Here is a 12,475-nt window from a genome sequence, read left to right on the forward strand (position 1 = left end):
TCCTTCTCGTTGCCCTCGCCATCGCCGCCTCCCCTTCCGCCACCCTGACTCCCTCTCCCCCCTGGGAGAGGTCCTCCACCCGCCGCGCTAGTGCGGAGCGGGCGGAGTCACACCTTCGTCCTGCACCGTGACGGGGCCTCGTGACGGCCGCGTGCCGAGCAGTTGGATGGCCTCGCGGTAGCCGTTGAGCGTTCCCACGTCCACGTAGGATTCGCCCGCGCGCACCGCCAGGGCCTTGCCACCCCGGGCCAGCCACTCGTTCACCAGCGTGCCCATGTACGGATCTCGCGGCTCGCGGGTGAGCCACAGCTCGTACAGCTCGCGCATGATGGCGCCGGTGAGCTTGAAGGCTCCCCATACCCAGTGGCTGGTGGCGCCCTCCTGCTTCACCTGGATCTCCCGCACCGTGCCGTCCTTGTCCGCCACCACCGCGTCGAACAGATCCGGGCGGGCCACCGGGAAGCAGAGGAACGAGAGCCCCCCGCTCGGCAGCCGGCACAGGCCGTCCTCGGGGAACCAGACGGTGTCCGGCAGGCCGATGAGCACCTCCTCGTCCGGGTGGATGAGGGGCACGGCGCGGAAGAGTGAATCACACAGCCCCAGGGGCTCCGGCTGCACGGCGTAGCAGATCTGCGCGCCGCTCACCGAGCCGCCGTAGTACTCGACGATGTCGGACTTACCCGGGGAGATGATGAAGCAGATCTTCTTCGCCCCCGCGAGGACCATGCGGTCCACCAGGTATTCGCTCACCGCGCGTGGCCGCTCCGTCTTGCCGTCGTAGCGGCCTCCTACGGGCAGGAGCTCCTTGGAGAATGCGAGTGGTTGGATGCGGCTGCCGATGCCAGCCGCCGGTATGAGTCCCCACATAAATCAGTTCCTCGCATGGTTCGAGATGCGCGCTCCGTCCAACGACGCCACCAACTCCTCCGCGCGTCTTTCCGCCGTGTGCTCGGTGAGGGCGCGCTCCCGTGCGCGCCTGCCCATCCGGGCCAGCTCCTCTGGCGAGAGCGAGAGCGCCTCCACGGCATCCTCGGTGGAATGCGCGATGAGGAGCTCCTCGCCAGGGCGGAAGAACGAGTCCAGTCCCTCCCACGCATCGGACAGCACCGGGGTGCCACACGCCGCGGCCTCGAAGAGGCGCCCCGAGGGGCACCAGCCCATGGCGGCCATGGGGGCGCGGGTGATGTTGAGCGTGAGTCTGGATGAACAATAGAAGGCCGGGTGCTCCACGGGGGGCAGGTGCCGGACGAAGAAGAGGTTCGGCGTCCAGGCGAAGTCCTGGGGGTATTGCGCCCCACCGATGACGAAGCGCCGCTCGGGCAGCCGCCGCGCGGGCTCCAGGAAGAGGCGCTCCAGCGCCTGCTGCCGGTTGGCGGCGTAGGTGCCCAGGTACGAGAGGTCCGCCCGGTAGTGCTCCCTGCCGTCCACCGGGAAGTGCACCCGCGGGTCCACGCTGCCGTAGAGGGGCACGGCATGACGGGCGCCGAAGAGCCGCCTCAGCCCGGTGAGGGCCTCGCCGCCCGTGTAGCTGAGGACGATGTCGTAGTCGCCCAGTCCCTCCGGGCCGATGTACTCGACGTTCTCCCCGCGCTCGGCCCGCTCCAGGGTGACGGGCGTGTCCATGTCATAGAAGGACTTCACCGGCACGCGCGAGCCCAGCACCAGCCGGCCCGCCTCGACACCGTCCGCGCAGTAGGACGTCACCATGCCCGCGTCCGCGTCCCGCAGGTGCAGGCGCGCGCGCGGAAGGATCTCCTCCCACGAGGAGTAGAGCACGAGCTCCGCGCCTGGCGGCAGCTCGAGGAGATCCCGGTGGGAGGCATAGAAGGGCTGGTCCCGCTCGAAGAAGACCACGCGGTGGCCGCGGCCGGTGAGGGCGGAGATGAGCCCGCGCCAGAGGGTGGCGTGTCCGTTTCCCCAGGAAGAGCTGACCGTGAGGCCGAAGATCACCAGCTTCATGCCGACTCCTGCATCGTGGTGGGAAGGGTGACCGCGCCGAGGGCCTCCTCGAGGAGGCGGCGCACCTGGGGCGCGAGCCGGATGCGCGCGAGCCGCCAGCGCTGGTTGGGGCGCAGCCGGCCGAGCGTGTAGGCCACCTTGCGGCGGGTGTGCTCGAGCGGGAAGTAGCGCACGAAGCCGGAGGCGTTGAGCGAGAAGAAGGAGAGGGCGTCCGCGTCGTTGAGGAGCGTGAGGCACACGTCCGACTCGGGGCGCTCGTGGCGGCCGATGAGCCAGCGCACGCGCTCGCGGGTGCCCTTGTCCATGCCCACCTCCGCGAGCAGCGCGCACGCCACGTCCGCGCCGCGCGCCGCATGGGCGTCCTTGAAGGCCTGGTAGTCCCGGGCGTGGTGCTCCACGCGCGCGTCGGATTCGGAGAGCAGGCGCTCCACGTCATGGAAGAGGGCCGCCGTCTGGAGGGCGATGTCCGCCCGCGGGGCGAGCCGCAGCACCCACTGCCACGCGTCCAGCGCATGCCGGTAGTCCGCGACGACGAGCGGCTTGCTCATGTCATGCAGGGCCCGGTGGCGCGCGAGGATGGCGTCGAAGAGTGGCCCCTCGGACGCGGCATTGCGGCGGCCGACCAGACCCTGGTAGCGGGTGAGGATCTCCAGGGCCGAGGAGGCGAGCACCTCGCGCGGGGCGCCGGTGAGTTGCAGGGCGAGACAGTTGCCTTCCGGGCAGGCGTTGGCGGCGCCGAAGACGTGCTCGTCCCAGTCGAACGGGTCGAAACCGGGGGCACGCCACTCCTGGACGTCGAGCCGCAGCACGTTCGCGTTGCTGGCCGGAGCGGGCGGCCCCACGGCGATGGAGGGAAACTCCTCGGCCAGCAGGACGAAGGCTCCAGACGGCGCTGGCGGCGCGTCAGCTGCACGAAGGTCGGGTTCGGACAGCAGCAGCTGTCGGATCATCGCGTCTCCCGCGGGTGTCCCGCACGTCGAGGACGCGGCCAAGTTGCTGTCTCGTGGCTCGAAAGGCCAGGGCCCCATGTATGGGCGCGTGGGCCAATGTCCTGGAGGACAGGGCCCACGTGTGCCAGTGCACGGACGCCGGCTCAGGCCCGTGCGCTGGCACACAGCCGGGTGTCGTTCACCCGGCAACCCCCTGGACTACGGTCGGCCGTTGTCGGCCGGCTGATCAAAGGCGAACTGCTCCGCGCGAGGCGCGGCGTCGTCGTGGAACAGGGGGCACTTCTGACAGGAGAAGCCCTCCCAGTCCTCACGCACGGCCGCGTCGATGCACATGGAGTAGAAGCGGCAATGGACGTTGCGGTAGTCCTCGACGCGGTGGTGGTCCGCCCACATGGGTAGGCGGAGCTCGGTGGGATTGGGCTTCGGTTGCGAGCAGGCCATGTCGCAGATACTCCCTGGTGAAATGTGGGCCCCCCTCGGGAGTCTTCATACCCACTGGTGCGTCGCGTCATTCCCGAGCGGGAGATGACGGGACGCAGCGCCTTCCCGCGAGCACAACAGGCGAGGAGACGCGCGCTCAGCGCCGGGGCCGTGCTCCCGCGCGGCGGGCGGCCTCCGCGAACACCTCGTACGGCTGGCAGCCCACCACGCGGACGTCCCCGATGAAGAAGGTGGGGATGCCACTCACGCCCTCCCGCTCGCCCTCCTCATGCTGGGCGTCCACGCGGGCCTGGTAGCGGGGCGCGTCCATGGCGCTCCTCGCTTCCTCTCCAGACAGGCTGGCCTGCTCGGCCAGGCGGGCGAGCACGTCCGGGTTCTCGAGGTCCTCGCCGCGCTGCCAATGGGCCTCCATGGCCGCTTCGTAGAAGGCCTGGAAGCGACCCTGTTCCCGGGCCCACTCCGTCAGCGCGAGCACCCGGCGTGTGTTGTACAGGTGTCCGGGCACCTGGATGGAGACGCCGAAGCCCCGGGCGAACCGCGCCACCTGGCTCCGCATCATCTCCGTGCGGCCCCCGAAGAGCCGCTTCAGGGGCACTCCACCCCGGGGCGTTCCCGGGTTCAGCTGGAAGCCCTTCCACTCCACCTCGACGTCGAACTCCTCTTGCAGCCTGACCAGGCTGCTCCGCTCCGCGATGAAGCAGTACGGTCAGACGAAGTCCGAATACAGCCGGATGCGCACGGGCATGGGGACACCTCTCTGTCCAGATGAAGTCACCGCTCTTCTAGCGCCGTGACGCGGCCGTTTCCAGAAGCCTGCCCGGGGGGCGGGCAAGCGATGAATCAGAACTTCATCCCGGCACGCCTTTCCCGGAAGATACTCCCCGTGCGTTCCTTGCCTGCCCGCCCCCCGTCATCCCTGGCCCGCCGGCTGGGGTTCATTGTTCTCTCACTCTTCGCCCTGCTCGCGGCCATGGGTTGTTCGGCCTTCTCGCGCGCGGTGAAGGAAGGCGACCAGTTCACCACCGCTCGGAATTGGGAGCAGGCGGAGGCCGCCTACCAGCGCGCGCTCGCCGTGGAGCCCGGTGACTCGGAAGTGAAGGTGAAGCTGCGCAACATGCGCAAGCAGTGGAGCGCCGAGGTGTTCCAGGCCGCGCAGGCGAAGCACGCCGAGGGGGACCTGGCCAGCGCCACGCCGCTGCTGGTGCGCGCCATCGAGCTGGACGACGAGAACGACCCGGCGCGCGCGCTGCTCGGCCAGACGCTGGATGCGCGGGTGGCGGTGGCGCTCGAGGCGCTGAAGGAGGAGCGGCTGCAGGATGCCCGGACCGAGCTCGACGCGGTGCTGGCGGTGGACGCCGAGCACGAGGCGGCGCGCAAGGGGGTGGTCGCGGTGCAGACGGCCTGGGCGCGCCGGTGGTTCTCCACCGCGCAGCGGCTGGAGGAGGAGGGCAAGCTGGGCAACGCGTTGCTCGCGTACGTGCGCGCGGACCAGGAGCGCGTGGGGGTCACCCCCGCCCGGGAGCGCGCCGAGGAGGTGCGTCGCAAGCTCCGGGACGAGATCGCCTTCCTGGTGGTGACGGGGCCCGCGGAGGACAAGGCGGAGGCGCCGGACGTGGCGCAGCGGCTGTCCCCGGGGCGGCTGTCGGCGCTGCTGCCGCAGGAGGTCCCCATCCGTGTCATCACCGCGGATGCGCCGAAGGACCACCCGGGCGTGCGCCTGGGGGTGGCGGTGGAGCGGGTGATGCCGGTGAAGTCGGTGGAGCAGGGCCAGAAGTCGCAGCGCTACCTGGTGACGAACAAGGCCGTGCCCAGCCCGCGCCGGCTCGAGCTGGAGGCCGCGCTGTTGGAGCAGGAGCGCAAGCTGGAGGACGTGGAGCGCAGGCTGTCGGGCGTGCTGCGTGACTACCTGCGCAAGCAGGACGAGCTGGCCCAGGCGCGCGAGGTGGCCGCCCGCTGCCGCGAGCGCGAGCGCACGGTGTGCGCCAAGGGGCTGTCCGAGTGCATCCGGGCCTTCGAAAGGGCCAAGCCGGGGAATGTGCCGAGCGAGTGCAACCCCGCCCGCTGCAACCCGCAGTGCGAGCAGGAGGAGGGCGCGCTGGCGCAGCGGGCCAACGCGGCGAAGGAGCTGGAGCGCCGGCTGGAGGCGGCGCAGGAGAACGCGGAGCTGCAGCGGCGCGAGGTGCAGCGGGGCCGGGACGCCTACTACCGCGAGCCCCTCACGGTGGAGGAGCCCGTCTACGCCGACTACCCCTACGACGTGGAGCTGCACCGGCTGTCCATCACCGCGAGCGTCACCGAGCGGTTGATCGACCTGGCGAAGGACGCGGCGGGTGCCTCTCCGCGCACCGAGGACTACGCGGCCGTGGCCGAGGACTCGGCCAACAAGGCCTATGACAAGGTGGGCGTGCTGGCGGATCCGGTGCAGCTGCGCACCGAGGCGGAGCTGCGGGTGGAGGCGGGCGACAAGGCCATGGCCTCCATCGCCGAGCGCGTGAAGGAGCGCTTCGACATCTACCGCCAGGGCAAGGTGGAGGACGCACGGCGGGGCATGGTGCGCCCCAGCGCCGAGGACGTGGTGGAGACGGCGGTGCGCGCGCTGCTGCTCACCGCGGACGAGCCTCCCCAGGACATCCTCCAGCCGCTGGCCAAGGCGCGCGGCCTGGAGAATCCCGAGGCCATCTTCGGGCGTTGAGTCACGCGCCCACGGAGGCGGGGGGCCGCGTCAGGCCACCGCCTCCTCGTTCGAGCCCGAGGTCCACATCGCGGCCTCGGCCGAGTGCAGGCAGTCCCCGAGGAAGCGCAGGTAGATGTCGAGCGCCTCGGCGCCGAGCTCCGCGAGCGTCCGGGCGTTCTCCGGCATCAGGCGGAGCAGCTCCTCCATCATCCGTGCGTTGGTGGCCGTCTGCCCCACGTCGATTTGCACGTGCTCCTTGAGGAAGCCGAGCCCCTCCAGCGTCTCCCGGCCGAGCACCCGCGCCACGTTGGACAGCAGGTGCGGCCCCAGCACCATGGACAGGTTCTTGATCTCGAACTCGATGGCGATCTGCCCCGCGGCGAGCTCGCCGGCGATCGTCTCCTCGTGGAGCTGCCGGTAGGCGCGCATCGCGTCCGTGGGGTGCTGGGCCAGCAGCCGCTCCACGACGAGCATGGGTGGGTAGCGGATGTTCCAGCGGTGCACCAGCCGCCGCACGTCGTCGATCATCATCAGGTGGTGGCCGGCCTCCTGCTTCGCGTGCGCGAGCAGTCCCTTGCCGAGCGAATCCAGGCCCTGCATGAGGCAGCGCTGGCCAGCCCGGCGGATCCACCCCTCCACGGGCTCGGTCATGTACACGCCGAACGAGTGGTACTGGATGAAGAAGCGCTCCAGGAGCGCGGGTGAGATGGCGGGGTCCACCAGCGTGCGCATCACGGGGTTCGTGGAGATGCGGGCACGCGCGGGCAGGACGTAGGGCTCGTACAGCTCTTTGACCAGACTCATGTCGACTGACTCCTTACTTCCGGTACTTCTCTTCAGGCCGTACGGTGGTTCGCGGGCGTCAGGCGACCCACGGTCGCCTCGCTCACGTACTCCAGGAACTCGGGCAGCATCCGGGTGGAGAGCAGCCACAGGCAGGGCTTCGCGCCGGGCTCGTCATGCAGCCGGGCGGCGGCGGCGTAGCTGTCATCCTCGTCCTCGCGCAGGAAGACGAAGGAGGAGCGGCCCCGCCGCGCGTACCAGGCGCGGGCCTCGTCGAGCAGCGCGACGTAGGCGTCCGGGCCCTCGGGGGTGAGCGGGAACAGGCGGGCCGCGTCCAGCAGGCGGAAGAGGTTCGTCCCGGGCTGTCCCAGCTCGAGGAGGATGGCGGCCACCGCGACACCGCCGCGGCGAGCCACCAGCACCTGCCGCTCGCGCTCCAGCCCGGCCGCGTGCCACGTCGCCGCCGTGTCCCGCAGATCCATCCGCTCGCGCGAGAGGTCCAGCGCTTCCACGTAGCAGGCGGGGCGCGTGCGGGTGATCTCCTCCGCCAGGCGCGTCTTCTCCTCGGAGCGGGCCGGGCCGATCTCGAACCCGTCCGAGGGCAGCCCGCTGCGCTCGTCGCAGTGTACGTCCATGATGCGCACGGGCATGACCAGGGCCTCACCGCCGTCGGCCTGGGCCCGCGCATAGGCCATGTGGACGCGCTCGATGAGGGGCACGGTCGACTCGACGTAGGCGACCAGCCAACGGAAGTCGGGATCGCTCTGGGCGTGCTCCAGCGTGCGCACGTGGATGTCGCGGAGGATCTGCCCGGGCGGGACATCCCCGCCGGGTCTGCCGGGGCGCTTGGCCAGCTGGTGCACCAGCCAGCTGTGGCGGTAGGGCCGCACGGAGGACAGCGTGGCCTCCACGCCCCGCTCCGAGGGCCACACCGTCTGGCAGAAGAGCCGGGGCAGGTGCGCGGCGCGCTGGCTCGTCTCGAAGAAGCTGGCGCGCAGCTCCTCGAAGTGCTCCGTCCTCTTGCCGGACAGGTTGAAGTAGCCCGAGTCGACGAGGAGCTCCCACAGCGGCTCGAGCCATTGCTCTCCGCCGCGCGTGGCGGGGCTGAGCGCCTGGGAGACGAGCTGCACCCAGCGCGACTCGTCCAGCGGCGTGCACGGGGTGACCTGGAGGCCGAACACCCTCTGCCCGTCCTTGTCCCCCACGAAGCGCACCTCGCCGCGCAGGAGGATGGGCTCCTCGCCCTCGCCCCGGACCTCGAGGGGTTGGAGCAGGAGGCCCGGGAAGATGAGGTCCTCGGCCGGGCTGCGCAGGCACAGGCCGTTGAAGGACACGTCCACGGCCTCGCGCTCGAGGGTGCCCAGCTCACCCCACAGCGGATGGTGGAAACGGGCGCGGAGGCCGGCCGGGGCGGGCACGCGCCGGTGCCAGCGGTGGCGCACCTTCCACATCCGCCGCGGAATCGGCGTCACCATCCGGCCGCCCCGCGTCTCGAGCGCCGACACGCGCAGGCGGTAGGCGGAGTTGTGGCCCACCACCTCGATGTCATAGGGCGCCGCGCCCCACTCCGTCCCCGGCTCCTCCAGCCGCCAGTGCAGCTGGGAGGTCACCACGTCGAAGTACTCCAGCGACACGCGCAACGTCCGCCCGAGCTGCCGCAGCACGCCCTGGTGCTTCATCACGCACACGGACTTGAGGATGGAGCGGATGCGCTCGGGCTCGACGAGGGCCTCCTCGATGGGCTGCGGCGAGACCGCGGGCATGGCACGCCCCTGGCGGACCGCCGCGTCCAGGGTGGAGAGGATCTGCCGGCCCTGCTCCACCGTCACGTCCACGAGCTGGATGCCGATGGGCGCGTCGTACCGGCGCGGATCGCTCCAGAGGATTTCCCCCCGCAGCGGCCCGATGGTGCGGCCGTTGTCGTCCAGGAGCAGTTGCAGCGTGCGCTCCCGGGGCGGCAGCTCGGCGCCGGGCTCGGGCAGGGCCCACACCACGGTGGGGCTCAGCCGCGTCACGCGGCTGCAGCTGATACCGGGCTGGGACAGGATGAGGTTGATGCCCTGCTCGGGCCGGGTGTGCAGCGAATAGCCCGAATAGGTACCCGCGGCGAGGACAGCGCCGGCCGACGTCTCGAGATCTCCACTCAATGGCTCCTCCTCCCTTTTCGGGACGGCAGTGACCGCCGTGCCGTCTCGCCGTGGTCGTGCTCTTCCACGACGAGAATAATCCCTTGCATGAAAAGAGAACGCCCCACCCCCCACCTCGTCAAGGCGAACCCCGCAAGTGTTTGCTCTGGATTTCGCGCCGCTCCGCGTGGCTGGAAAAGTCCGCTCCCTCGGGTCGAGACCCTGGAACCCCTCTTCATCTCAGGGAAAACGGCTCCCGCGTAGAGCCGGGCAATTAAAGACTTGCAGGGCGCGCGCGGGGCATTGTCAGGCTTTTACCGGGCTGGCGGAGCTGCAGCGACGTCGTAGCCGTGGGCTCCTGGTGTGAAGCCACGGCCGCCGCATGCTTGGGATTGCTGGGATTGGAGGCTTTTCGCGGAGCCGGCGCGTGGGGGAGGTGTCGCCTCGTGGGCAGAGGGCGGGGCTTTACTGACAGCTGTCCAACGGCGAGGCTGTGACGCCACGGAGAACCCACATGGCCAAGCTCACCGCCGAGGACGACTTCAACATCGAGGTGCTCAAACTGATGCTCCAGCTGGCCTGGAGCGATGGTCAGCTGGACCTGCGGGAGGTGGGGACCATCCTGGGCTCGGCGCGGAGCTGGGGCGTTCCGGAGCCGGAGATCGCCGCGCTCAAGAAGTCGCTGGAGGGCAACGCCACCCCACCGGCTCCGGACCTGGCGCTCCTGCGTGACCGCCCGGACGAGGTCCTCGAGGCGGCCCGCGCGCTCATCGCGTGCGATGGCCGGCTCCAGGCCGCCGAGACGGAGATGCTCGAGGAGCTGCGCATCATCCTGAGCCCCGAGCGCTGAGCCGCGGGGCGCGCGTCACGGAGGCCCGGAACCGGTCTCGCCCGCCGGCAGGCGGATCATGAAACAGGCGCCCCCTCCGGGCTGATTGCTGGCGGAGATGCTTCCGCCATGGGCTTCGACGATCTCCCGGCTCACGTACAGCCCCAGGCCCAGTCCGCCGTAGTGGCGTATCGACGCGGCGCGCTCGAACCTGCCGAACAGCCGGGAAAGGGCCTTCTCCGGGATGCCGGGCCCCTTGTCGGTGACGACGAGGCGCGCATCGGACCCCTCCCTCGAAACCGACGGAGGCGATCCCAGTTCCCCTCGATGGACTGCGCACCCTGGATATGAACCACGCAGGAGGCGTTGGACGCCGCTTCGCGCAGGCTCTCGGTGACGTCGTTCACCGCGGCGAGCAGGTCGAACCGCTCCAGGTTGAGCGTGAGCTGGCCGCTCGAGAGCCGCGAGACATCGAGCAGTTTCTCGATGAGGTCCGACAACCGCTCGGTGCTGTGAACCGCGCGCTCGAGCTTGGCATGGGCCCTCGGCTCGACGGAGTCCAGACGCTCCCTCAGACTCTGGAGCTGGAGCGCGGTGAGCGGCGTCTTCAGCTCGTGCGAGGCGATGGAGAGGAACTCGTCGCGCATCCGGATCGCTTCCTGGGCCTGGGCGAGCCGGACCCGCTCGTCCTCCGCGCGCTTGCTCTCGGTGAGGTCGCGCGTCACCTTGGCGAACCCCAGCAGCGCACCCGTCGCGTCATACACGGGGCTGAGGGTCACTCGGGCCTGGTAGGTCGTGCCATCCTTGCGCAGGCGCCATCCTTCTTCCTCGAGACGGCCCTCCCGCTTCGCGGTCTCGATGTCCTGGGATGGCTTCTCCCGGGCCACGTCCCCGGGTGGGTAGAGGAGGGCGACGGGCTCGCCGACGATCTCCTTGGCCGTGTAGCCCGTGATGTTCGCCGCCCCCTCGTTCCAGGTCAGCACGCGCCCCTCGGTATCCATCATGAAGATGGCGTAGTCCTTCACGCCCGAGACCAGCAGCCGGAACTGTTCCTCGCTCCGGCGCAGCTGCTCCTCGGCCTGGCGGCGCTCGGTGAGCTCCTTCGTGACCTTGGCGAACCCGCGGAGCCGGCCCGTGGCATCGCGCATGGCGGTGAGGGTCACGCTGGCCCAGAACCGCTCGCCGTTCTTTCGGATGCGCCAGCCCTCCTCCGCGAAACGCCCCTGCTCCGTGGCGCACCGCAGCGCGTGCTCGCACTTGCCGGCGACGATCTCCCCGGGCGGGTAGAAGAGGGAGAAGTGCCGCCCCAGGATCTCCCCCGGGCTGTAGCCCTTGATGCGCTCCGCTCCGCTGTTCCAGCTCGCCACGTGCCCCGAGGGGTCGAGCATGAAGATGGCGTAGTCGTCGATGCTCTCGATGAGCAGCCGTGCGAGCTCCTCATCCAGGGCCGCGTGTCCCGGCCGGGTCCGCGAATTCTGTTCGGGCATCTCGTGGCCCTCAGCTGCGCGCCAGGACGTGCGCCCCTGCCGGACCACGGCGGAGCGTCCCCCGGAGCCCGAGCAGCGGGAGGAGCACGTGCTCAAAGGTGTTTCTCATCGGAGGGAGAGGTCCGTGCATGGTTCGGTTCACGGGGCGTGTGGCCGACCCTCACTCCGCCCCTCGAAGAAGAATCGTGAACGATTTAGTTGCGCGCGGTGTTGTTGGGGTTAGATTCAGTCCATGGCGAGGGGCCAAGGGCTTCACGCCTCGAACGGGACAGGATCCCACCAGGAGAAAACGCATGAGCCAGTCACCTGTGGTTCTCGAGAAGCGCCTCTACACCGCTGTTGCCACCGCCACGGCGGGGCGTGAGGGTCGTGCCAGGAGCGATGATGGACTTCTCGATGTCGCGCTGGCTCCTCCGCGCGCGCTCGGCGGCAACGGTGCGGGTACCAACCCCGAGCAGCTCTTCGCCGCCGGTTACGCCGCGTGCTTCGGGAGCGCCCTCGGCCACGTCGCTCGCGCGAAGAAGATCACCACGGGGCCGGTCAGCATCACCGCCGAGGTGACGATTGGTCCCGTGGGTCAGGGGTTCGGACTGGCGGTGGAGCTCGTCGCCTCGATTCCCGAGCTTCCGCGCGAGCAGGCGGAGTCCCTCCTGCGCGCCGCCCACGAGGTGTGCCCGTACTCCAACGCGACGCGGGGCAACATCGCCGTGGACGTGCGCCTCGCGTGAGCGAGGGCTAGAGTAGGTTCGACCGATGACCGATGTTCTTCGACTCGAGAACCAGCTCTGCTTCGCGCTCCACGCGGCGTCGCGCGCGATGACGGGGGCCTACCAACCCCTGCTCGAGGAACTCGGCATCACCTATCCCCAGTACCTCGTCCTCCTCACGCTCTGGGAGGAGGATGGCGCGCGGGTCTCGCGCATCGGGGAGCGGCTCTACCTCGACTCCGCGACGCTGACGCCGCTGCTCAAGCGCCTGGAGGCGCGAGGGCTCGTCGAGCGTCGGCGGAGCAACGAGGATGAGCGTGTCGTCGAGGTCTTCCTCACCCCCGAGGGCAAGCGCCTCGAACAGAAGGCCCGGGACATCCCCCAGGCCCTCTTCTGCAAGACGAAGCTGTCGCTCGGCGAGCTCGCGCGTCTGCGGGCGGCGCTGCAGGAGCTCACGCGAACGCTTCACGAGTCCTCGGAGGACTGAGCTCCGAGCAGGCTGGCGGGGAAGGGGAGGTG

Annotated in this window: 13 protein-coding genes; 4 read left to right on the top strand and 9 right to left on the bottom strand. The window is 70.1% G+C overall.

Annotated elements, in window-relative coordinates; all coding sequences use genetic code 11:
- Window positions 1-87 precede the first annotated feature (87 nt).
- The 5 genes from JQX13_RS21415 to JQX13_RS21435 form a co-directional block, all read right to left on the bottom strand.
- Window positions 88-867: a sugar phosphate nucleotidyltransferase gene (locus JQX13_RS21415; RefSeq protein WP_203410782.1), complete on the bottom strand. Its 780-nt coding sequence runs from the start codon at window positions 865-867 to the stop codon at window positions 88-90.
- 3 nt (window positions 868-870) lie between these two features.
- A complete protein-coding gene (locus tag JQX13_RS21420; RefSeq protein ID WP_203410783.1) occupies window positions 871-1,959 on the bottom strand; it encodes a CgeB family protein in 1,089 nt (362 codons plus the stop codon).
- Window positions 1,956-2,909, bottom strand: coding sequence for a DUF4202 family protein (locus tag JQX13_RS21425; RefSeq protein ID WP_203410784.1), 954 nt, complete (start codon window positions 2,907-2,909; stop codon window positions 1,956-1,958). The genes JQX13_RS21420 and JQX13_RS21425 overlap by 4 nt, the downstream gene beginning before the upstream one ends.
- Before the next feature lie 198 nt (window positions 2,910-3,107).
- A complete protein-coding gene (locus JQX13_RS21430) occupies window positions 3,108-3,350 on the bottom strand; it encodes a hypothetical protein (protein WP_203410785.1) in 243 nt (80 codons plus the stop codon).
- 136 nt (window positions 3,351-3,486) lie between these two features.
- The gene (locus JQX13_RS21435; RefSeq protein WP_203412148.1) at window positions 3,487-4,044 is read right to left on the bottom strand and encodes a DsbA family oxidoreductase; all 558 of its coding nucleotides are present in this window, start codon (window positions 4,042-4,044) and stop codon (window positions 3,487-3,489) included.
- A gap of 189 nt (window positions 4,045-4,233) precedes the next feature.
- On the opposite strand from JQX13_RS21435, the gene traC reads away from it, so the two are divergent.
- Entirely contained in the window at window positions 4,234-6,042 is a 1,809-nt protein-coding gene (gene traC / locus JQX13_RS21440) for an outer membrane exchange accessory lipoprotein TraC (protein ID WP_203410786.1), read from the top strand.
- A 30-nt stretch (window positions 6,043-6,072) separates the two neighbouring features.
- Here traC and JQX13_RS21445 read toward each other — a convergent pair whose 3' ends face one another.
- A complete protein-coding gene (locus JQX13_RS21445) occupies window positions 6,073-6,828 on the bottom strand; it encodes a hypothetical protein (protein ID WP_203410787.1) in 756 nt (251 codons plus the stop codon).
- 32 nt (window positions 6,829-6,860) lie between these two features.
- A complete protein-coding gene (locus JQX13_RS21450; protein ID WP_203410788.1) occupies window positions 6,861-8,954 on the bottom strand; it encodes a PilZ domain-containing protein in 2,094 nt (697 codons plus the stop codon).
- Window positions 8,955-9,447: 493 nt separating this feature from the next.
- Here JQX13_RS21450 and JQX13_RS21455 point away from each other — a divergent pair, with 493 nt between their 5' ends.
- Window positions 9,448-9,783: a TerB family tellurite resistance protein gene (locus JQX13_RS21455; protein WP_203410789.1), complete on the top strand. Its 336-nt coding sequence runs from the start codon at window positions 9,448-9,450 to the stop codon at window positions 9,781-9,783.
- A 15-nt stretch (window positions 9,784-9,798) separates the two neighbouring features.
- Here the strand turns inward: JQX13_RS21455 and JQX13_RS56410 are convergent, their stop codons facing one another.
- A complete protein-coding gene (locus tag JQX13_RS56410) occupies window positions 9,799-10,008 on the bottom strand; it encodes a sensor histidine kinase (RefSeq protein ID WP_430384214.1) in 210 nt (69 codons plus the stop codon).
- Window positions 9,915-11,249 (bottom strand): PAS domain-containing sensor histidine kinase, encoded by a 1,335-nt coding sequence (locus JQX13_RS21460; RefSeq protein ID WP_203410790.1) that lies wholly within the window; start codon window positions 11,247-11,249, stop codon window positions 9,915-9,917. Before JQX13_RS21460 ends, JQX13_RS56410 begins: the two co-directional genes overlap by 94 nt.
- A gap of 293 nt (window positions 11,250-11,542) precedes the next feature.
- Between JQX13_RS21460 and JQX13_RS21465 the strand changes: the two genes are divergently transcribed.
- Window positions 11,543-11,977 carry an organic hydroperoxide resistance protein gene (locus JQX13_RS21465; RefSeq protein ID WP_275425008.1) on the top strand — a complete coding sequence of 145 codons (435 nt, stop codon included), beginning with the start codon at window positions 11,543-11,545 and terminating at the stop codon, window positions 11,975-11,977.
- 25 nt (window positions 11,978-12,002) lie between these two features.
- Window positions 12,003-12,443, top strand: coding sequence for a MarR family winged helix-turn-helix transcriptional regulator (locus JQX13_RS21470; RefSeq protein ID WP_203410791.1), 441 nt, complete (start codon window positions 12,003-12,005; stop codon window positions 12,441-12,443).
- Window positions 12,444-12,475: the final 32 nt, after the last annotated feature.

Source organism: Archangium violaceum (assembly GCF_016859125.1).
GTDB classification, from domain to species: domain Bacteria; phylum Myxococcota; class Myxococcia; order Myxococcales; family Myxococcaceae; genus Archangium; species Archangium violaceum_A.

What these genes read in the sequence shown, in the direction of transcription:
- JQX13_RS21415 (WP_203410782.1), bottom strand. Translation starts at nt 867, where the DNA reads ATGTGGGGACTCATACCGGCGGCTGGCATCGGCAGCCGCATCCAACCA.
- JQX13_RS21420 (WP_203410783.1), bottom strand. Translation starts at nt 1,959, where the DNA reads ATGAAGCTGGTGATCTTCGGCCTCACGGTCAGCTCTTCCTGGGGAAAC.
- JQX13_RS21425 (WP_203410784.1), bottom strand. Translation starts at nt 2,909, where the DNA reads ATGATCCGACAGCTGCTGCTGTCCGAACCCGACCTTCGTGCAGCTGAC.
- JQX13_RS21430 (WP_203410785.1), bottom strand. Translation starts at nt 3,350, where the DNA reads ATGGCCTGCTCGCAACCGAAGCCCAATCCCACCGAGCTCCGCCTACCC.
- JQX13_RS21445 (WP_203410787.1), bottom strand. Translation starts at nt 6,828, where the DNA reads ATGAGTCTGGTCAAAGAGCTGTACGAGCCCTACGTCCTGCCCGCGCGT.
- JQX13_RS21455 (WP_203410789.1), top strand. Translation starts at nt 9,448, where the DNA reads ATGGCCAAGCTCACCGCCGAGGACGACTTCAACATCGAGGTGCTCAAA.
- JQX13_RS21460 (WP_203410790.1), bottom strand. Translation starts at nt 11,249, where the DNA reads ATGCCCGAACAGAATTCGCGGACCCGGCCGGGACACGCGGCCCTGGAT.
- JQX13_RS21465 (WP_275425008.1), top strand. Translation starts at nt 11,543, where the DNA reads ATGAGCCAGTCACCTGTGGTTCTCGAGAAGCGCCTCTACACCGCTGTT.
- JQX13_RS21470 (WP_203410791.1), top strand. Translation starts at nt 12,003, where the DNA reads ATGACCGATGTTCTTCGACTCGAGAACCAGCTCTGCTTCGCGCTCCAC.